At 41.5% G+C, this 20,013-nt stretch carries 17 protein-coding genes and 1 tRNA gene; 9 read left to right on the forward strand and 9 right to left on the reverse strand.

Annotated features, from left to right (window positions below):
- Positions 1-52 precede the first annotated feature (52 nt).
- From rho to rpsT, 4 genes are all read right to left on the reverse strand, one after another.
- Complete coding sequence (gene rho / locus T530_RS0103440) at positions 53-1,837, reverse strand: transcription termination factor Rho (RefSeq protein WP_027727826.1); 1,785 nt, start codon at positions 1,835-1,837, stop codon at positions 53-55.
- Between the two features lie 160 nt (positions 1,838-1,997).
- Positions 1,998-2,423, reverse strand: a complete 426-nt coding sequence (locus tag T530_RS0103445) for a polymer-forming cytoskeletal protein (RefSeq protein ID WP_027727827.1) — start codon at positions 2,421-2,423, stop codon at positions 1,998-2,000.
- An 18-nt stretch (positions 2,424-2,441) separates the two neighbouring features.
- Positions 2,442-2,765, reverse strand: coding sequence for an HU family DNA-binding protein (locus T530_RS0103450; protein ID WP_027727828.1), 324 nt, complete (start codon positions 2,763-2,765; stop codon positions 2,442-2,444).
- A gap of 82 nt (positions 2,766-2,847) precedes the next feature.
- Positions 2,848-3,126, reverse strand: a complete 279-nt coding sequence (rpsT, locus tag T530_RS0103455; protein WP_009107265.1) for a 30S ribosomal protein S20 — start codon at positions 3,124-3,126, stop codon at positions 2,848-2,850.
- A gap of 183 nt (positions 3,127-3,309) precedes the next feature.
- Here rpsT and T530_RS0103460 point away from each other — a divergent pair.
- The 4 genes from T530_RS0103460 (at position 3,310) to T530_RS0103475 (ending at position 7,885) form a co-directional block, all read left to right on the forward strand.
- Positions 3,310-3,381, forward strand: a tRNA-Glu gene (locus tag T530_RS0103460).
- Positions 3,382-3,500: 119 nt separating this feature from the next.
- Positions 3,501-5,963: a helicase C-terminal domain-containing protein gene (locus tag T530_RS0103465; protein WP_027727829.1), complete on the forward strand. Its 2,463-nt coding sequence runs from the start codon at positions 3,501-3,503 to the stop codon at positions 5,961-5,963.
- Positions 5,964-6,011: 48 nt separating this feature from the next.
- On the forward strand, positions 6,012-6,776 hold the full coding sequence (locus T530_RS0103470; protein ID WP_027727830.1) for a 1-acyl-sn-glycerol-3-phosphate acyltransferase: 765 nt from the start codon (positions 6,012-6,014) through the stop codon (positions 6,774-6,776).
- A 74-nt stretch (positions 6,777-6,850) separates the two neighbouring features.
- Complete coding sequence (locus tag T530_RS0103475) at positions 6,851-7,885, forward strand: branched-chain amino acid aminotransferase (RefSeq protein WP_256380928.1); 1,035 nt, start codon at positions 6,851-6,853, stop codon at positions 7,883-7,885.
- 71 nt (positions 7,886-7,956) lie between these two features.
- Here the strand turns inward: T530_RS0103475 and T530_RS0103480 are convergent, their stop codons facing one another.
- The 3 genes from T530_RS0103480 to T530_RS0103490 are packed head-to-tail and all read right to left on the reverse strand — an operon-like array spanning position 7,957 to position 11,138.
- On the reverse strand, positions 7,957-9,261 hold the full coding sequence (locus T530_RS0103480; protein ID WP_027727832.1) for an SPOR domain-containing protein: 1,305 nt from the start codon (positions 9,259-9,261) through the stop codon (positions 7,957-7,959).
- A gap of 21 nt (positions 9,262-9,282) precedes the next feature.
- Entirely contained in the window at positions 9,283-10,617 is a 1,335-nt protein-coding gene (locus tag T530_RS0103485) for a hypothetical protein (RefSeq protein WP_027727833.1), read from the reverse strand.
- Between the two features lie 23 nt (positions 10,618-10,640).
- Positions 10,641-11,138, reverse strand: coding sequence for a hypothetical protein (locus tag T530_RS0103490; protein WP_027727834.1), 498 nt, complete (start codon positions 11,136-11,138; stop codon positions 10,641-10,643).
- 103 nt (positions 11,139-11,241) lie between these two features.
- Between T530_RS0103490 and T530_RS0103495 the strand changes: the two genes are divergently transcribed.
- From T530_RS0103495 to T530_RS0103515, 5 genes are read left to right on the forward strand one after another with little or no spacing between them, the layout of a single operon-like run.
- Positions 11,242-12,771 carry a nucleoside-diphosphate sugar epimerase/dehydratase gene (locus tag T530_RS0103495; protein WP_038073341.1) on the forward strand — a complete coding sequence of 510 codons (1,530 nt, stop codon included), beginning with the start codon at positions 11,242-11,244 and terminating at the stop codon, positions 12,769-12,771.
- 17 nt (positions 12,772-12,788) lie between these two features.
- Positions 12,789-14,072 (forward strand): DegT/DnrJ/EryC1/StrS aminotransferase family protein, encoded by a 1,284-nt coding sequence (locus T530_RS0103500; RefSeq protein ID WP_027727836.1) that lies wholly within the window; start codon positions 12,789-12,791, stop codon positions 14,070-14,072.
- A gap of 26 nt (positions 14,073-14,098) precedes the next feature.
- Positions 14,099-16,294, forward strand: coding sequence for a molybdopterin cofactor-binding domain-containing protein (locus T530_RS0103505; protein WP_027727837.1), 2,196 nt, complete (start codon positions 14,099-14,101; stop codon positions 16,292-16,294).
- Positions 16,291-16,788, forward strand: coding sequence for a (2Fe-2S)-binding protein (locus T530_RS0103510; RefSeq protein WP_027727838.1), 498 nt, complete (start codon positions 16,291-16,293; stop codon positions 16,786-16,788). The genes T530_RS0103505 and T530_RS0103510 overlap by 4 nt, the downstream gene beginning before the upstream one ends.
- The gene (locus T530_RS0103515; protein ID WP_027727839.1) at positions 16,788-17,585 is read left to right on the forward strand and encodes a xanthine dehydrogenase family protein subunit M; all 798 of its coding nucleotides are present in this window, start codon (positions 16,788-16,790) and stop codon (positions 17,583-17,585) included. The genes T530_RS0103510 and T530_RS0103515 overlap by 1 nt, the downstream gene beginning before the upstream one ends.
- 59 nt (positions 17,586-17,644) lie before the next feature.
- On the opposite strand, the gene queA is transcribed toward T530_RS0103515, so the two are convergent.
- The gene (gene queA / locus T530_RS0103520) at positions 17,645-18,718 is read right to left on the reverse strand and encodes a tRNA preQ1(34) S-adenosylmethionine ribosyltransferase-isomerase QueA (RefSeq protein ID WP_027727840.1); all 1,074 of its coding nucleotides are present in this window, start codon (positions 18,716-18,718) and stop codon (positions 17,645-17,647) included.
- Positions 18,719-18,806: 88 nt separating this feature from the next.
- On the reverse strand, positions 18,807-19,862 hold the full coding sequence (gene ruvB / locus T530_RS0103525) for a Holliday junction branch migration DNA helicase RuvB (RefSeq protein WP_027727841.1): 1,056 nt from the start codon (positions 19,860-19,862) through the stop codon (positions 18,807-18,809).
- Positions 19,863-20,013: the final 151 nt, after the last annotated feature.

Below are 20,013 nucleotides of genomic sequence, written 5' to 3' on the forward strand. Positions count from 1 at the left end.
CCGCATATTTTATGCATCTGGCACCTAGAACCTAAAACCTAGCACCTATCACCTAACCGTCAATACCAGCAGTACCGGCATTCATACTAAGAAGGAAGGCTTCATTAGTCTTACTCTTCTTCATGCGGTCAAGAATAAGCTCTGTAACGTCAACATCTTCCATCGGGTTAAGAACCTTACGCAAAATCCAGATTTTCTGAAGTTCACTTTCTGTAAGCAAAAGCTCTTCCTTACGGGTACCAGATTTTTTGATATTGATTGCAGGGAAGAGACGGCGTTCTGCGAGTTTGCGGTCAAGGTCGATTTCTGAGTTACCAGTTCCCTTGAACTCTTCAAAAATAACCTCATCCATGCGCGAACCGGTTTCAATCAAAGCAGTAGAAATGATTGTCAAAGAACCGCCCTCTTCTACGTTGCGGGCAGCACCAAAGAAGCGTTTTGGCTTGAACAAAGCGTTTGAATCAACACCACCAGAAAGAACCTTTCCAGAAGTCTGAACAGTCTGGTTGTAAGCGCGGGCAAGACGGGTAATAGAGTCAAGCAAAATTACAACGTCGCGTTTATGTTCAACAAGGCGCTTAGCCTTTTCAAGTACCATTTCTGCAACCTGAACGTGGCGGGTAGCCTGCTCATCAAAAGTAGAAGAAATAACCTCTCCCTTGATAGCGCGTTCCATTTCGGTAACTTCCTCAGGACGCTCATCAATCAAAAGAACGATAAGGTAAACTTCCGGGTTATTAGTTGTGATTGCATTTGCAATTTTCTGCATCAAAATTGTTTTACCGGCTTTTGGAGGAGCAACAATCAAAAGACGCTGACCTTTTCCGATTGGAGCAAAGAGGTCAACAATACGTGTTGAAACTTCTGTAGAAACTGTTTCAAGACGAAGTTTTTCCTGTGGGTAAAGCGGTGTAAGGTTTTCAAAAGGAACACGAGTCTGTGCAATGCGAGGCTCGTCAAAGTTTACGCTTTCAATTCTAAGCAGGGCAAAGAAACGCTCACCCTCTTTCGGGCTTCTTGTCTGTCCGTAAACTGTATCACCTGTTTTAAGATTGAAAAGTCTGATCTGGCTTGGGCTGATGTAAATATCATCAGGACCAGGAAGGTAGGAGTTCTGAGGACTGCGGAGGAAGCCGTAGCCGTCAGGAAGGATTTCCAAAGCGCCGGAAGCAAAAATAATTCCGCCATGCTCTGTATGGGCCTTCAAAATTACAAAAATCAAATCCTGCTTTTTCATTGGAGCAAGGTCATCAGCAGTAAAACCATACTGAGTTGCAAGCTCACGAAGCTCAGGCATAGATTTCAATGTCAAATCATTGATTAAAAGACTTGGTCTTCCTGTATTATCCTCGCCTGCTTCTGCGGCAGATGCAGCAGCTGCCATAATTTCCGGCGCAACTTCCCCGCTTGGAGTCGGATAGCTTGTTGTACCGTAAGACTGGCGCGGCTGATAAGGACGACGAGACATTCCGCCTTTATTAAATCCGCCCTGTTTTCTGTTCTGATTGTTTTTATAAGAATTGAATCCGTGCTCTTCTGAGCGCTCTGAACTGTCTTTATCTTCTGCTTTTTTTACGATTCTTTTGCGTTTTACAATAACCTTTGCAGCGTCCCCTGCCTCACCTGCAGATTCTTCTGTCTGCGCCTGCTCAGAATTGTCAGCTTCCTGTGAATCCTGCACATTCTGAGAATCATCAGAAACAGCTTCTTCTGAAAAATCAGAAGCGGAAGCCTGCTCTGCCACAGCGTTTTCGGAAGAATTATCAAAATCAAATGCCTGCTGCTCTGTTTCCTGTGCAGCCTTTTCTTCCGAAGTTTTTCTTCTTAATGGTGCCATTAAAAATACTCCATGTGTTTAATAAAAAGATTTTATCTATCTATATCTAATAAATAATAATTTCAGGGATTTTCAAAACAAAAAAAATAATAAAAAAAATCAGATTATTTATAACTTGTATTTTTATTTTACATTCAAAGTCGCTATCAAGTCAACAAAATTATTTTACAACGTCTGCGTGAACAACAAGAGCCTGCTTGAACTCAGAAGAAACGACAGAGAACAAATCAATGTCAGGTTCTTTTTCCAGCATAGAAACTTTTCCGCTGTAATCAACGTTATTTGCAATTCTAAGGCGAGCTGTCCTAATATCACTGTCTACTGTACTTCCGTTGAAGATTTCAACACGTTCAGTAGCAGTCAAATTGCCTTTTACTTTTCCCGAGATTTCCAAAGATTTTACAGAAATATCAGTAACGTTACATTCAGAAGTTTTTGTAATTTCAAGATCGCCTGTAGGAGCATTAATAGTGCCGGAAAATTTTCCGGTGATAATGAGATGGTCTTTAAATTCCAAAACTCCATCTAATTCTGTGTCAGCTCCGATTATAGTAACATTCTGTTTTTCTGAATCTTTTTCCATCATATTTAATTATTATAACCTTTATTTTACCTTCGTGTCGATATTTGAATCAATTTTTAACATATTTTGACGAAGATCACGGCCTGGACGGAATACAGCAACATAATGAGGAAGACCTTTACAAAGTTCACCTGTTTTTGGATTACGGGCAACCTCACGACCCTTTCTAAGGCGAGGTTCAAAAGTTCCAAATCCGCGAAGTTCAATTGTAGAACCATTCTGCAAGGCAAGACTGATTTCATCAAAAAGTTTATCAGCCACAGACTGAATATCCTGCTTATCGAATCCTGTTTTTTCGTAGATTGAATTAATCAGATCGATTTTTCTTATTTTACTTGATTCCATAATACCTTTTTAATTTACTAAACTGATAAAAAAAAACCAGCTGGAGATTATCCAACTGGGTTTGTGAATGATTTAACAAAAACTATTTTGCTGCTTTGAAAGTAGCGTTGAAAAGATTCATCATTCTTGACTTCTTGCGTGAAACTGCATTTCTCTTAAGTACACCCTTGCTGCGAGCGCTATCAAGTTCTTTCTGAAGTTTCTTAAATTTTTCTTCAGCGAGCTTTTCATCTTTTGCATGTACAGCTTCTACAAACTGTTTTGCATAAGTTTTGCAAGTGCTTTTGATAGCTTTATTATGAAGTCTACGAACTTCGCTCTGAGCGTGTCTTTTCTCTGCAGATGACTGTTTTCTTGCCAATTGGAGACCCCCAAAAAATAATTAGTTAACTTTGAAGATATTAACAAATTACAAACTTCTGTTCAAGTGTGAATATCTGTAAATAATAAAATTTATAAAAATTTTTTGAATTTTTCGTATTTTGCTATTGACCATTTTTTAAACTGCTGATAATATACTAAACATCACTCACCAAGAGTGCATGTCTCCTTCGTCTAGTGGTTAGGACATCGGGTTTTCATCCCGACAACAGCAGTTCAATTCTGCTAGGAGATGAAAATGAAAAAGGGTATCCAAACGGATACCCTTTTTCATTTTCTGCGAGGTCTTTTTGCTTCGCAAAAATCCTCGTGTAATATGCAATTAAATAAGTCTTTGCGGGAAATTAAAAAAGGGTGGAAATTTCTAAATACATTTCAGACAGTGTAAGAGAAGAACTCAGACGCGAAATAAAAAATGCAGGCGGAAACGAAGTATTTTTTACAGGCAGCATCGACGAATCAGGGCTTGTTACAGAAATAAAAGTCGGCTCCCGCGGAAACGAGCACACTGTAACCGTAAATTTTTCTGACGCGCAGAATCTTTCAAAAACATCCGTTTTAATTCATAACCACCCGGGCGGAAACCTTACCCCTTCCAACGCAGATTTGGGAGTAGCCGCAAACGCAAGCGAAAACGCCCAGGGCTTTTACATCATCAATAATTCCGTTACAGAAATTTACGTTGTCGTAGAACCTGTAAAAGCCCGCAAAATCCAGAAACTTGATATAGAAGAAGCCGGAGGCTACATCAGCCAGGGGGGCGCGCTTTCTAAAATTTCTAAAAACTTTGAAGAGCGTCCCGTTCAGATTGAACTTTTGAAAAATATTGCATCAGCCTTTAATAATAACTGCCTTGGCGTTTTTGAAGCGGGAACAGGCGTTGGAAAATCTTACGCCTATCTTATCCCCGCAGTTTTGTGGGCGCTGAAAAATAAAGAACGAATAATCGTAAGCACGGGAACAATCAACCTTCAGCAGCAGCTTTGTGAAAAAGACCTGCCCGCCGTAGAAAAAATCACAGGCCTTCATTTTAAATACATTTTGATGAAAGGCCGCCAGAATTATATCTGCAAACGCCGCCTTTCAGACGCAGGAGCCACGCGAGATCTTTTTGATAATGATATAGAAGAAATGGATAAAATCACTGCCTGGGAAAAGGAAACTTCTACCGGCAGCCGCAGTGATTTATCTTTTATGCCGTCAGAAAGCGTATGGAGCCGCGTAAATTCGGAAAGCGACGCCTGCATGGGAATGCGCTGTCCTTATCATGCTGAATGCTACGTCATGAAAGTTCGGAAAGAAGCCGCCGACGCAAATATTATAGTAGTAAATCATCACCTTTTGTTTGCAGATATTGAATCGCGCATAGAAGGAGCCGGTTACGACGACACGGCAGTTCTTCCACCCTTCCGCCGCATTGTTTTTGACGAAGCCCACGGAATCGAAAGCGCCGCCACATCATTTTTCAGCGAATCTTTTACCCGCTTTAAAATCAACAAGCTGCTTAACCAGATGTACCGCAGACGAAAGAATGCAGAATCAGGTCATCTTTTTACGCTGGCTCTTCTTTCTTCTAATGAAGAAAAGGCCGGACTTGCAGGAGAAATCGTTGCAAAAATTAAAAACGACATCCTTAATTTTGAAATTTCCTGCATGGATCTTTTGGGAAACGAAAATACAAAACGCCTTTACGAGCTGACCGCCCGCGATTTTGGCCCGGCCCTTGTTGCAATTGGAGAGCTTGCCCAGAGCCTTGGACAGTTTACCGACCTGATTCATCTTATAATGGAAGGAATTGATGATGATGACAAAGATACGCCTGCCTGGTGGGAATCAAAAACTGTAGTCCGCAGACTTGAAGGCTATGTTCTTTTGTTAAAATCCTTCTGCTCCTGGGATGAAAAGCGCGAAAACGTTTACTGGATTCAGAAAAAACGCCTTCCACCAGCCATGGCTATGGAGAACACAAGCCCTGATTACATCACATTAACTTCTACTCCGCTTGAAATTTCCGGCATGATGAACTCCGGTGTTTTTGAACCTATGTCCAGCGTTATTTTTACATCTGCAACCTTGCGTACCGGCCGCGATTTTTACTACTGGATGAACAGAACGGGCGTTACCTTTGCAGAAAAAGAGCGCATCCGCTGCCTTGATTTTCCATCTCCATTCCCTTACGAAAAAAACATGCTTTTTGCAGTGCCAAACGACGCGCCAATGGCAGACAGCATGGAATATCAGCAGTATATAGAAATGGCAATTCCCCGCCTGATTCAGGCCGCAGAAGGAAGAACTCTTGTTCTCTTTACCTCGCGGGATTCCCTTTACAGCGCCCACAGAGCCTGCCAGACTTATCTTAAAGGCTTTAAGGGCAGAATTATGCGTCAGGGAGAAGATGATCCGGGCCGTCTTCTGGAGGCCTTCAAGGAAGAAGCAGAAAGCGTACTCTTTGCAACAGATTCTTTCTGGCAGGGAGTAGATGTTCCCGGCGACTCGCTTATGCAGGTAATTATTGTAAAACTCCCCTTCACCGTTCCAAATGATCCGGTTTTTACAGCCCGAAGCGATGCCATCAAAAAACGTGGCGGCAACTCCTTCATGGAATTAAGCGTGCCGGAAGCAGTAATCAAATTCCGCCAGGGAATAGGCCGCCTTATCCGCAGAAGTGACGACAAGGGCGTTGTCGTAGTTTTGGACCGCCGCATTTACGAAAAACGCTACGGAAGCATTTTTACAAGCTCAATGCCTGAATGCAAACGACTTTACGAGCCTCTTTCTGAGCTTACAAACAAAATCAATGGCTTTATTTTTGATTGAATATAATTTATAATATTACAGATAAAAACGTAAATTTACGGAGCTTCTATGTCAAGTTTTATATCTGTAATCTGCCTTGTAGGAATGATTATTCCTGCTACAATTGCAAACATCATCTGCTATCCCTTTGCAAGAAAACTCAGCATTAAAATTTCAGATTACATTGTAGAAGTCCTTGCTCCTCGTCTTTTTGCCATTGTCAGAACTTACAAGCATTTCCACCTCTGGAAATATGATGAAAACCGCGAAAATCTTCCTGAACAGTTTCTGGTAATTTCAAATCATCAGAGCCTTCTGGATATTCCTCTTTATATGGTATTTTTCCGCAACAAAAACGTACGCTTTGTAGCAAAGGATGCCCTTGCCCGCCACGTACCTCTTGTTTCAGAAATGCTCCGTGCCCATGAACACTGCATGATTCCACGCCGGGCAAAACCTATGGAAGCAATGGATGTTCTTGATAAATTTGGAAAACGTGTTCTTTCAAGAAATCAGATTCCTGTTTTGTTCCCTGAAGGAACCCGTACAAAAGACGGAAATGTAGGAAAATTCTATTCAGCAGGATTCAGAAAGCTTTCAGAAGCTACAGGCCTTCCAGTTGTTGCCTGTGCCCTTGAAGGCGGATACCAGCTTCGCGATTTACGAAAGATTTTTACAAAACTCAAAAGAGGCTCATACCGCGTAAAGATTCTTAAAGTCTACGACGCTCCTAAAACCAAGGACCAATGCACCGCCCTGCTTGATGACGCAAGAGAAGTTATTCAGGCTCAGGTTGAAGAATGGCGCAAATTAAAGCCACTCGAAAAATATTAATCTTGTAAAAAAATTACAATATCACTAAAATTACTTAAGTATAATTAAAAATAGCGCGCCTTTCGCGACACGCTCTGGAGGACTCTATGGGAAAGAAAAATCTTGACTGGTCGAACTTACCTTTTGGCTACATCAAAACTTCTAAAAGTTTTGTAGCAACATGGAAGAACGGCGAATGGGATGAAGGAAAACTCACTTCAAAGCATTCATTTAAAATTGACGAATGTGCGTGCGTCTTGCAGTATGCACAGACTTGTTTTGAAGGACTTAAGGCATATACAACAGAACACGGTGATATCGTCACTTTCCGCCCTGATTTGAACGCAGAACGCATGGAAAACTCATGCAAACGCCTTCAGATGCCGGTTTATCCAAAAGAAAAATTTATCGAAGCTGTTCTTAAAACAATTGAAGCAAATAAAGACTGGGTTCCACCTTACGGAAGCGGCGCTACCCTTTACATCCGTCCATATATGTTCGGTTCAAACAATGTAATTGGTGTAAAACCAGCTGATGAATATCAGTTCCGCATTCTTGTAACTCCAGTTGGACCTTACTTCAAGGGCGGTGCAAAACCTATTACCGTTCGTATTTCTGACCTTGACCGCGCCGCTCCTCACGGAACTGGTGATATTAAGGCTGGTTTGAACTACGCAATGAGTCTTTACAACATCGTTGACGCTCACAACAACGGTTTTGCAGAAAACATTTACACAGACCCTGCAACTCACACATATCTTGAAGAAACCGGCGGAGCAAACATTCTTCTGGTAACAAAGGACGGAAAACTTGTAACTCCAAAGTCAGGTTCAATTCTTCCTTCTATTACACGCCGCTCTATTCTTACAGTAGCAAAAGACGTTCTTAAGATGGAAGTTGAAGAGCGCCAGATTAACAAGGCAGAACTCAAGGATTTTGCAGAATGCGGTCTTTGCGGTACTGCTGCAGTAATCAGCCCGGTTGGAACAATCAACGACCACGGAACAGAAATTAAGTTCAATGATGGAAAAGATGAAATGGGACCAGTTCTCCAGAAAATCTACGACACATTGACAGGAATCCAGATGGGCAGACTCCCTGCTCCAGAAGGCTGGATTTATACTATCTAGGTTATAGGTTTCAGGTTCTAGGTGTCAGGATTTTTATAATTTGCTGCACTCTAGAACCTGGCACCTATTTTTTATTTTCCCAGCTTACGGACAAAAGCGTCCTTAAAGCCAGATTTTTTTATATTATCCAGCGCAATATCTTTATCAGCTTCACTAAATACACCGGCAAAAACCTTATATCCGTTTTTATAAGGAATAAAGAAAAGCTTTAAATCACGAGAATAACTTCTGGCAAAGTTTTCAAGGTTTTCCTCATTCGAAAGGAAGGCAAGCTGAATGTAATAACCTGAGCGAATCATTTTTTCATCAGCAATGAGTTTTTTGTATGGCACAGGCTCTTTTCGAGGACCTTTTTCAACTTTCTCAACTACACTTGCAGCTTGACTTACAGGAGCTGGCTGAGAAATTTCTTTGGCAGGCTCTTCTTCTTTTTCCTCTTTTACGTCCTCTATCACACAAACTTCTTCTTTTTTGACATCTTCGATTATTTCTTCTTCATATTCTGCAGTCTCTTCCACAGATTCAGGAAGGTCTAAAATAATCGGTGCGTAAGCCTGTCCGGAAGTATTTGCAGTATTAGCTTCAATTTCAGCCTCATCTACAACTTCATCAGAAGTAATTTCGTCCAGAGGAAGGGCAATATATTCAGGAAGTTCAGAAGGAGTCTCTTCTTTTTCCGCTGCAGTTTCAGTCTCACTTCCCTCTTCAAGAACTTCTTCAGGGCTTTCTTCTGCTTTTTCTTCCACAACAACAGGCTTACTTAAAATTGCCTGGTCATCACTTATAGAAAGAGGCTGCTCAAGAGCCGCCAGATCATTTTCATCAAGACCAAAAACTGTCAGTTTGGCACTGGCATTTTCACGAACTTCAGGAGGATTAATTCTTTCATCAAGAATAACACTTGCATCAGTCTGTTCAGAAATCTTAAGGGCAGCAGCCGCTTCCTGAGAAAATTTAATTCCAACAGCATCAGACTGTTCAATAGAACCAATAATCAAAACATTTACAGAAGCCTGATTTTTTCCATTGATTACAGTAAGAGTGTCGCCCGGGAAGTAGCCTTTTGCCATTGCGAAAAGACCTTTTGGATACTCATTGGAAGCGGCAAGAGCAACCTTTCCCCGCCAGAAATTATCAGGAAGAGCATCCCCTGCATTTTCAGGCAAAGCCTGGTCAGAAGCTTCTGCGTCAAATACAACTTCTTCTTCAATTATTTCGTCAGAAGCGGCATCAGCTTCTTCTGAAACCAGTTCCTCTGCAATTTCATCAATATTTATGCTGGAGTTATTTGAAACTTCTTCAGCGTCTGTTTCCTGGGCAGCACACAAAGTAAGAGAGGCAAAAAAAATCAAACCTGCTAATATCGTTTTTTTCATCAAAAATCTCCAGCCAGTCAATTATTTTATTTTTCTTAAGAAAGCGTCCTTATATCCGTATGACTTAAAGCGCTCAAGGACAACTGCGTATTCATCCATATTCAAAGAACCGATCAAAATCTGCTTTGAATTATTTTTTACAGGAACAATTGTAATCGGATAATTATTTCCGTATTTATTTACAACTTCCTGAATATTTGCATCATCCCGCATTGTTGCAATCTGAACATAGTAAGAATTGCGTTTCAAATCTCCGCTGCCAGAAACCATGAAGTTCTGATATGTAAGGTCTGCTTTTGTTACAGGAGCCTTTGGAGTTGCAGAAACTGATGGAGTATATGGAGAAAAAACAGGCTCAGATTTTTCACAAACTTCGCTTGAAGCAGAATAAGGAGAATCTGACACAGGAGGATTTGCAGCCGATGGAACAAGTACAATTGCGTCATAAGATTCAGAATCATCTGATTCATCATAATCAGAAGAAGAAATCTGAGTAAATGGTTCTTCATATGTAAAAGGAGCAGCTTCAGCATAAGTATTTGTATTTTCTGCTTCTACAACATCCTCTACCGGGTCTTCTTCAAAAGGAGTTTGAGTTACTTCTTCTTCAACAAGAGGAGCTGCAGTAATTACACTTTCTGTGTGTTCTGCAGCGCGATTCTGAGCTTCTCTAGTATCTTCAGCTTTTTCAATAAGAGGAGTTTCAGCTTCATTCTCATTTACAGCAGCAACTTCTTCAGGCTGGAAAGCATCTTCTTCCTCATAAACAGGAGCTGTAACAGGAGCGGCAGCAAAAGCACTTGCATTATTTTCTGAACTTTCAGTTCTTTCTGTATCAGCAAGAGAAGGACCGCAGTCACTTTTTTCAGCTTCTTCAGCAACTTCAGGTACAGCTTCTTCCTGGAAAACTTCTTCAGCAACAGAATCTGCAGAAGGATTATCCTTTACAGTTTTTTCAGGAGCAGCAGCCTGATTATCAGAAGCAGAAGAAATAACCGCATTTCCATAAACACGGTCATCCTGTCCGTTGCGTTTTGTAATCTTTACGATTGAGTTTGAATCTTTTTCAATTCCGCAGGCCTGGGCAGCTTCCGGGGTAAGCATGATTGCAACTCCTTCCGAAGCATCAAGGGCGCCGATTACCAGAAGGTCAACATTTTTATTCTGCGCCACATTTGTAACGCTGATGACATCTCCCGGCAAATATCCCACAGTCTTTGCGAAAAGACCAGAAGGCATTACCCCCTCATCAACGACAACAGCCCTTCCGTCTAAAGAAGGACTAAAAGAAGCAAGCATCAAAGCGCCCGCTGCCAGCATAGCCAGTTTTGTCAATTTTGAAAAAATCTTATTCATATTCCTACCCATCCTTAAGAACACTAGGCCTTTATTGCATTATTTATATTTTTTACAAGATTTGCCGCAATTGCATTCAAATCTTCCTGTCCGTTAGGTTTTGTTTTTATTTCTGATAAAGTCTCAGAATTGATTACAAGTCCTGTTTTTACGCTTGCAACCTTCCAGACAATTTTTTCAATCTTTGATTCTGCCTTTCGCACAGAGCCGTCATTAATATAATAGACTTCAATCTGCACAAAATAATCTGAAGAGCCGTTCAAAGCCTCGCCAAGTCCAGCCTTCCACAAATCAAGGGCCTCGGCATCTGTATTGAACATTGAAGCTTCTGAAGTTGTGACGATATAATTTCTTTCAAAAAAACCGTCCAGTACAAAAGTTTCTATATCATAGGATTTTTCAGTGATTTCTTCGCTTGCGTTATCCTGCTGCAAAATCTGAACTGAAATCTGACGGGCAAAAATTGCCGTAGAAAAACAGACAGCAGCCATTAAAAACATAAAGAATTTTTTAATTCCCATGATTTTCCCCTTTCTTTATTTCTTACTTACTTTTCGGTCTTTTTAAGAATCGAGTTTAGATTTTTTTATAGACTTTTTTACAACTTTCCAACCGGCATTTTTTATGATAAAATATTATAAGGTTGGGAAAATGGAAAAACGCATTTACATTATTGGCGCGGGCTTTGCAGGTCAGACTATCGCAGATGACATTAAAAGAAAAAAAATCTTTGGAAAAGTAAATGCATTTTTAGATGACGATAAAAAAATAATCGGAACCCAGATTGATGGCATTCCTGTTTTAGGCCCGATTTCTTCCGTTGCATCTATCCTTAATAATTCTGATTCAGACGAGGCAATTATCGCAATTCCAAGCGCCCCGGTAGAAAGAATCAGGGAAATCTACACAACCCTTCAGAAAAATCATTTTTCAAATATCAAAATTCTCCCGGGAATAAGCCAGGTCATAAACGGCGATGCCCATCTTGTGCAGACCCGCCAGATTGATCCGCTTGATATTTTGGGAAGAACTCCTATTGCAATTTCACTCAAGGAAAGCCTGCACTATCTTCGCGGAAAACGAGTTTTGATTACTGGGGCAGGCGGTTCCATCGGTTCGGAACTGGCACGCCAGCTTTTGAGCGGAGGCGCTGAACGTCTTTATCTTTTCGGCCACGGAGAAAATTCCATCTGCAATATTTACCGCGAACTCAAAGTGCTTCAGGCAGAAGGAGTTGGCGAAAAGGCAACTATCGTCCCTATTATTGGAGATATGAGGGACCGTGAATACGTAGGTTACATCATAAAAAATACAAAGTGCGACGTAATTTTTCACTGCGCGGCCTACAAGCATGTCCCGATGATGGAAGAAAATCAGGTGGCGGCCATTGAAAACAATGTATTTGGCACAAAAAATCTTCTTGATGCAAGCTTAAAGCACCAGGTAAGCAGATTTGTCCTTATTTCCACAGACAAGGCAGTAGCGCCAGTCAGTGTTTACGGTGTTTCCAAGATGCTCTGCGAAAAACTTGTTTTGGACGCCTCAAAAAAAGTTTCAAAAAATCAGGCCTTTATGTTCGTGCGTTTTGGAAACGTACTGGGAAGCCGGGGCTCAATTCTTCCTGTTTTTCAGAACCAGATAAAAACAGGCGGCCCCCTTACTGTAACAGACCGAAACATGGTCCGCTATTTTATGACAATCCCTGAAGCCTGCTCGCTTGTTTTACAGACAGGCGGAGTTGGAAAAAACGGCATTTCATATCTTCTGGATATGGGAGAGCCGATTAAAATCATTGACCTTGCAGAACAGATTATAAAATTCAGCGGGCTTGAGCCATATAAGGACATTGATATTAAGATAATCGGAGCCAGAAAGGGTGAAAGACTTAACGAGCCTTTGTGGCTGCAGGAAGAAAATCCAAAATCAACAAAATATCCCAAGATTTTACAGCTGGAAAACATTGAATACGATGGCGAGCGGCTTGATACTCTTCTAAACAAACTTCATCCATGCTGCTTTTTCACAGCTGGTATGGAAAGCGACTTCAGAAACCGCGAAAAACTGGTAAATATCCTGTGTGCAGACTGCGAATCACTTCGCAATTTTTATGATGAATTAAAAAAAGACGGAAAAGTCTATTCAGACTTATTATAAAAAATCAGAAGGAAAATATGTCAAACGAAATAAAAGTACCTTTTCACCGGGCAGCAATTACAAAAGATGAAGAAAATGCCGTTCTGGAAGTACTCCGCTCCGGCTGGCTCACAACCGGAAAATACACCCTTGAATTCGAAAAAAAGTTTTCTGCAGTTCTTACAGAAAAAGACAAATCTTGCTCAGAATCACCTTTTGCATGTGACACAGTTTCAAAAAACAGAAGAGATCTGAATCTTTCAAATGAAGCTGTAATCAGCCTTGCAGTAAATTCAAATACCAGCGGAATGATTCTTGCAATGGAAGCATGCGGAGTGAAAGAAGGCACTGCAGTAATTACGACCCCCTACACTTTTGTTTCGACTGCTGCCTGCGCCCGCCACCTCAACGCTGACGTTTATTTTGCAGACATAGAAAAAGATACTTACAGTATTGATCCAGATAAAATAGAAGAAATCTTAAAAAAGGATGCCAAAAGCGGAAATCCTAAAGTAAAGGCAATAGTTCCTGTTCATATCGCAGGCAATATCTGCAATATGAAAAAGATAGTTGAACTTGCAAACCGCTACAGCAGGCCGGATCATAAAATTTATGTAATTGAAGATGCTGCCCACGCCTTTCCTTGTCCTACAGAATTAGGCTTTGCCGGAACAATCGGCGATGCAGGAGTTTTCAGTTTTTACGTTACAAAAACAATTACCACAGCGGAAGGCGGCATGGTCTGCACCCGTGATAAAAATCTTGCAAAAAGAATGACAGTCATGCGTCTTCACGGAATGGACCGAACAACCTGGGACCGCTACACTTCACCACGTGCTTCCTGGGAATACGATATTGTAGCTCCAGGCTATAAGTTTAATCTGCCGGATTTGCTTTCTGCCCTTGGCTGCTGCCAGACAGACAGAGCCTGGCTTTTTTATAATCAGCGTAAGAAGATTGTAGAAAAATACAATAAGGCTTTTTCGAAACTTGATTTTATTCAGCTTCCGCCTGACGGAGAGGGAAACAGCTGGCATCTTTATTTAATGCGGCTTGTAGCAGAAAAACTCAAAATTACCCGCGAAGAATTTGCAAAAAAAATGCAGGAAGCAGGTCTTGGAGTTTCCGTACACTTTATCCCGATTTTCCATTTTACCTACTGGCAGAATCTCTATCCTGATTTTAATGCAAAAAATTATCCAAATGCAGAAAATCAATATCAGAGAACTATTTCTATCCCCCTCTTCCCCGATGAAAGCGAAGAGCAGTCAGATTATGTTATAGAAACTATCTCAAAAATAGGAAAAGAAAACAACATTTAGCAAAAAATATTATATAATAGAAGAAGATGGCAAAATCAAAAAAGGCACAGAAAATTGCGACCAGATCTCTTGATGCAAAAGGCTTTTACAGCGATTTTTCAAAGGAAGGCATGCTTTATGCCTCTTTAATCCGAAGCCCAGCGGCAACCGGTATTGTAAAAGACATTCAGATTCCTGACATGCCGGAAGGCTATTCGCTTTTTACCGCAAAGGATATTCCCGGTTCAAAAACAATGGAGTTCAACGGCACTGTAACAAAAATTCTTGGCTATAAGAATGTAAGTTACACAGGAGAGCCTCTTGGAATCGTCGTAGGACCAGATGAACTTGAAATCAAGGAACTTACTGACCGGGCCGCAATTTATTTTGACATTCAGAACCTTGAATCTGCCCTTTCGAACGTAATGAAAGGAAGTGAAAAAAATGCCCTTTCAGATTTAGACAGCCTTGCAACAAGCTTAAACGAACTTCCTTCCCTTGACTCTGTAATAGATACAAAAAATCAAAACACCCAGACAGAAAAAATCATTGCAGAGCGCATTATTTCAAGCGGACTTTTTAAGGAAGCAAATCAGGAAGAAGCTGATAAAAAACTCTTTGAAGATGAAAAATATATAATTGAAGAAAGCTGGTCTCAGACAGTAATAAATCCAAAATGGCAGGAACCGACAGGAGCCTTCTGCTATACAGAGGGAGAAAAGCTTCATATTTACGTTCCGACAAAGTGGACTTATTTTCTTCAGAAAGTTCTTGCAGAAACTCTGAACATAGATCCTGAACTGATTTTTATCCATAAAACAAAAACTTCCAGCCTTTACACGGACGGACTTTGGAGAACTACGCAAATTGCAGTCCAGACAGCAATTGCTTCATACCTTCTGAAAAAGCCTGTAAAACTAATGCTTTCTCAGACTGAACAGGATACCTTTATGGTTCCAGGCGTTCAGACCGAAATAACCTACAAAGCTGCCGTAAATGAAGAAGGCCGCATAAAAGCCTTAAAAGTTAATATCGATATTGATGTGGGAGCAGAAAATCCTTTTGCCCAGGAAATAACTGACCGCATAGCAATTGCTTCTACAAGCTTCTATAAGACAAAAAATCTTTTCATAAAAGCCCAGGCAAAAACCTCAAAAAATCCTCCTACGACAATCAGCATTAAGGGAGTTGATTCTCAGAGCTTCTTTGCCATAGAAAATCAAATACAGAAAATCAGTAATGTAACAGGTATCTTCCCGGATGACGTCCGCCTTATCAATATTGAAGCAGTAAACGGCTTTCCATTTGAACTGGAAAATGAAAATCTTCAGGAAGTAATTCAGAATACAGTCCGAATGAGCGACTTCAACAGAAAATATGCCTCCTTCCATATGGATTCCATTGACCGCGTTGAACAGGGCCAGGAGCCATTTTTCGCCTTTCCTTTACGTGGAATCGGTATTTCCTGCGCCTACAATAATTCCGGCTACCACGGAGCAAGTTCATTTTCATACTATCCGAAAATTGAAGTCACCCTGCTGCCAGATGAAAAAGTTACCATTCACACAATTCAAACTTCCAATGTAAATCAGGATATCTGGCGAACAACCGCAAGTAAAATTCTTGAACTTCCAAAGGCAAATATTCAGATTGACTCAAATTTCACCCTGGAAGAAATGCCAAAATCACCGGAAGATTCAATCAGTACAATAGGCATTATCAATCAGCTTATAAAAAAATGCTGCCTTGAAATACAGAAAAAACGCTTTCATCAGGCCCTGCCAATTACTTCCAAAAAAAGCGTTGCAGCCGGCGCAAAAACAAAATGGGATAAAGAAAACTTCTGCGGCTCACCTTTTATGTCAACTTCCCTGATATCCTGTGTAGCCGAAGTTGAACTTGACCCTTACACCTATAACGAAAAAATCCGCGGAATCTGGCTTTCAATTGACTGCGGAGAAATACTTGATGAGGCAGCGGCCCTGCGCACTGTCCGCCTTGAAGTTCAAAAAGAACTCTGTCTGCTTGTAAAAGGAAAATATGTAACCTGCGATGACATTTTCATTCAGTTCATTCCGTCAAAAAACTCAGCCGGCCAAGTAGGAGAATTAGTTCATAACGCCCTTCCGGCAGCCTTTGCCTCTGCCCTTTCTTCGGCTCTTGCAACACAGGTTACAAAGCTTCCTTGTACGGAAAGTCAGCTTTACACACTCATAAAACAGCGGGGAGAAGTTAAACAATGAAAATCCCGGTAACCCTTAATAAAACAAAAGTAATCCTTGAAGCCCAGGCAGACGAACCGCTTGTAAAGGTCCTGCACAAAAACGGCTGTCCTTCTGTAAAAACTGCCTGCATGGAAGGCGGTTGCGGCGCCTGCACAATTCTCTTAAACGACGCACCGGTAGCTTCCTGCAAAATCCCGGCAGGACTTGTAAAAGACATGGAAATAATCACCCTGGATTTTTTTGAAAAATCAGATTTTTATACAATCATCATTGATGGCTTTAATAAGGCCGGAATCAAACTCTGCGGCTACTGCAATTCCGGAAAGATTTTTTCAGCCTATCAGATTTTGAAAAACACAAAAATCCCGACCCGCCAGGAAATAAAAGAACAGATGAAACATCTTTCTTCATGCTGTACAGACTTGGAAACTCTTGTAAACGGAGTTATTTACGCGCTTCAATTGCAGGCAAAACGCCTTAAACGAGTTACAAAAATTGAAGGAGAGCTTTAATGATTAAACAGATGCTTTATGCCAAAAATCCAAACGAACTTTTGACTCTCCTAAAAAATAATCAGGGCGCAAAAATTGTCGGAGGCTGCACAGGAAACGAAGATTTTCCCTCAAAGGCAATTTCAATTAAGCAGATAAAGGATTTTAATCACATCACCCGCCACGAACGCTTTCTTACGGTTGGTCCCGGGGTTACGCTAAATCAGCTTCTCGGACTTGGACAGAATCACCTGCCTCAGATTCTTTACGAAGCGCTTTCATCAATTGCAAATCCAATTATCCGGAATATGGCAACAATCGGCGGCAACATTCTTTCCAGCGGTCAGAAGCATACACTTTACGCCCCTCTTATGGCTCTGGATGCAAAACTTGATTTTAAGAATTTGAATGAATCCTACTCAGAAAGTATCCTCAGCTTCAAAAACCTGCCACAGGGCTCAATCCTGACTTCAATCAGAATTCCTCTTTTGGATTCAGACCTTTCGATTTTCCGCCGAATCGGCCCGGAACAGGGAATTACGGAACTTTCTGCCTCATTTGCCTTTCTTGCAAAAATTGAAAAAAACAGTCTTTTGAGCGTTCGCCTTACTTTTGCAGGACCTTTCACCTTTCACAGCAAGGAATTTGAAAACTCCCTTGTCGGCAAGCGCCTTCCTCTTTCTCAAAAAGACGTAAGCCAGATTTGCGAAGATGCCGCCGTCGCCTTCAAAAAAACCGCCACCGACAAAATGATCAGCGACGTAATGAAGCAGCAGTTTTTTAATTTGACACGATATTCGTTTGAACAGCTTACCTAATAAGCATGCAGTCGCGTCGCACGCATTCGCGTGCTTAATTAGTTTTTGCTGCGCAAAAACTAACGAATGAACATGCAATCTCCATATGAAAAGAACCTGTACTTATTTTCAACTGCTGCCTCGTATGCATTTAAGATGTGTTCACGGCCTGCAAAGGCACTGACCAGCATAATAAGTGTGCTTTCCGGCGTATGGAAGTTTGTGAACATTTTGTCTACTACATTAAACTTATAACCCGGGTACATAAAAATGCTGGTAGAAGAAGTTCCTGCATTTACCCAGACGTCGTTATCGCCCGGTTTTCCGCCGGCATCAATAATTGCTTTGGCGGCGCTTTCAAGTGTACGCACGCTTGTAGTACCAACAGCAAGAATCGGTCGTCCTTCCTTTTTTGCCTGATTGATTTTCTGGGCAGTTTCAAGCGGAATTGTATACCATTCCTCGTGCATTCTGTGATTTTCAATTTCGTCTTCGCGCACAGGAAGGAAGGTTCCAAGTCCCACGTGAAGTGTTACAAAGGCGCGGTCAATTCCCTTGTCAGAAAGGCGTTTTAGCATTTCTTCTGTAAAGTGCAGTCCTGCAGTCGGGCATGCAGCTGAACCTGTATCTGTTGCATAAACATTCTGATAGCGCTCGCTGTCTTCTTCTGTATCACCACGCTTGATGTATGGAGGCAGAGGAATATGACCGTTTCGCTCAAACCAGTCTTCATCGATTGCAAAATCAAACTTCATTGCGCGGAATTCAGTTCCCGCATTACCCGCATGTTCAACGATTGTACCCACAGTGCCGTCCGGAAATTTATAATGCATTCCAGGCTTCTGCTTTTTTGCGCCCTTTACCATTGTGTTCCAGATGCAGCAGTCCTTATCGATTGTGTTGAGGAACATAAACTCACATTCGCGGCCGGTAGATTCCTTAATTCCGTAAACTCTGGCACGGCGTACGCGGGAATTATTAAAAATCATCAGGGTGTCCGGGGTAATCAAATCCGGTAAATCATCCATAGAAAGATGCTTAAATTCGCCGGTCTGACGGTCCAAAAGCATGAGTTTGTCCTGCCCGCGGATTCCGCTCGGATGCTGGGCAATAAGTTCTTCCGGTAATTCAAAGTTAAAATCAGATGTTTTCATCTAAAAACTCCTAAAAAGAAATACTACATCATTTTGCCTTGCAAAATGTTATGCAAAGGTTCGGAACATTCGGAAGTTGTAAGACCGGTTACGACCTTTGCAGAAATAATGACTGCTGGCTGTTCTGAGCAGCAGAAGAAGTGGCTTCCATTCCAAGATGTGAATATGCCTTTGCTGTAACCATTCGGCCGCGTGGAGTTCTCTGTAAAAGTCCGCACTGAATCAGGTATGGCTCGTAGTAATCTTCCAGAGTATCAATGCTTTCTCCAATGCTGATTGCAAGAGTTTCTGCCCCTACAGGCCCGCCGCCAAAGTTTTCGATTATAGACTTAAGTATGTCGCGGTCAGCCTTTTCAAGACCAAGCTGGTCAATTTCAAGTTTTCTAAGACCGTCATCAACAGTCTGAAGAGTGATGAAGCCGCTTCCCTGAACCTGGGCAAAATCCCTCATGCGGCGAAGCACTCTGTTTGCAACACGAGGAGTTCCCCGGCAGCACTGGGCAAGAAGAAGTGCCGCGTCTTTTTCAATCTGAACGTTTAAAATTCCAGCGCTTCTTATGATGATTTTAGAAAGCTCTTCCTGAGTATAAAACTCAAAGCGGGGAATAAAGCCAAAGCGAGAACGAAGCGGTGAACTTACAGAACCAGCCTTTGTTGTTGCCCCCACAAGAGTAAAAGGAGGAATTGGAATACGCACAGTGCGGGCTGCGGCCCCCTGCCCGATTATCCAGTCCAGCTCAAAATCTTCCATTGCAATATAAAGCATTTCTTCAATTGCAGGCTTCAAGCGGTGGATTTCATCAATAAAAAATACAGTTCGTTCTGTGATTGTACTTAAAATCCCGGCTAGATCCTTTGGCTTATCAAGAGCAGGCGCTGAAGTTACCTTAAAATCAACTCCAAGCTCATTTGCTGTAATCTGGGCAAGAGTAGTTTTTCCAAGTCCCGGTGGACCAATTAAAAGAAGATGATCCAGCGGTTCCTGTCGCTGTTTTGCGGCTTCTATAAATGTAGAAAGATTCTTTTTTATGCTTTCCTGTCCCAAAAAATCCGAAAGCATTTTTGGACGCAGCTTGTTGTCCTGTTCGTCAAAACGGTTCTGAATGTCGGCCCTAACAATCGCGCCAAAATCTTCATCGGTCATAATTTAAGTTTATCAGATTTTAAAAACTTTTCCTACAAAAAAAAATGCTCCCGCAGAGAACCGTTATTTTCTCTGCCGAGAGCCCTCGACGCAGGCTTTGCCTGCTCTGTATGAGTCCTTACGCGCTGTATCAACCGCATCGGGCTCAATG

This window comes from Treponema sp. C6A8 (assembly GCF_000619925.1).
Lineage (GTDB): Bacteria > Spirochaetota > Spirochaetia > Treponematales > Treponemataceae > Treponema_D.

Bases quoted from the DNA above. Each gene is read 5' to 3' on its own strand.
- rho (WP_027727826.1), bottom strand. From the start codon at position 1,837: ATGGCACCATTAAGAAGAAAAACTTCGGAAGAAAAGGCTGCACAGGAA.
- T530_RS0103445 (WP_027727827.1), bottom strand. From the start codon at position 2,423: ATGATGGAAAAAGATTCAGAAAAACAGAATGTTACTATAATCGGAGCT.
- T530_RS0103450 (WP_027727828.1), bottom strand. From the start codon at position 2,765: ATGGAATCAAGTAAAATAAGAAAAATCGATCTGATTAATTCAATCTAC.
- T530_RS0103470 (WP_027727830.1), top strand. From the start codon at position 6,012: ATGTCAAGTTTTATATCTGTAATCTGCCTTGTAGGAATGATTATTCCT.
- T530_RS0103480 (WP_027727832.1), bottom strand. From the start codon at position 9,261: ATGAAAAAAACGATATTAGCAGGTTTGATTTTTTTTGCCTCTCTTACT.
- T530_RS0103485 (WP_027727833.1), bottom strand. From the start codon at position 10,617: ATGAATAAGATTTTTTCAAAATTGACAAAACTGGCTATGCTGGCAGCG.
- T530_RS0103490 (WP_027727834.1), bottom strand. From the start codon at position 11,138: ATGGGAATTAAAAAATTCTTTATGTTTTTAATGGCTGCTGTCTGTTTT.
- T530_RS0103495 (WP_038073341.1), top strand. From the start codon at position 11,242: ATGATAAAATATTATAAGGTTGGGAAAATGGAAAAACGCATTTACATT.
- T530_RS0103500 (WP_027727836.1), top strand. From the start codon at position 12,789: ATGTCAAACGAAATAAAAGTACCTTTTCACCGGGCAGCAATTACAAAA.
- T530_RS0103505 (WP_027727837.1), top strand. From the start codon at position 14,099: ATGGCAAAATCAAAAAAGGCACAGAAAATTGCGACCAGATCTCTTGAT.
- T530_RS0103510 (WP_027727838.1), top strand. From the start codon at position 16,291: ATGAAAATCCCGGTAACCCTTAATAAAACAAAAGTAATCCTTGAAGCC.
- T530_RS0103515 (WP_027727839.1), top strand. From the start codon at position 16,788: ATGATTAAACAGATGCTTTATGCCAAAAATCCAAACGAACTTTTGACT.
- queA (WP_027727840.1), bottom strand. From the start codon at position 18,718: ATGAAAACATCTGATTTTAACTTTGAATTACCGGAAGAACTTATTGCC.
- ruvB (WP_027727841.1), bottom strand. From the start codon at position 19,862: ATGACCGATGAAGATTTTGGCGCGATTGTTAGGGCCGACATTCAGAAC.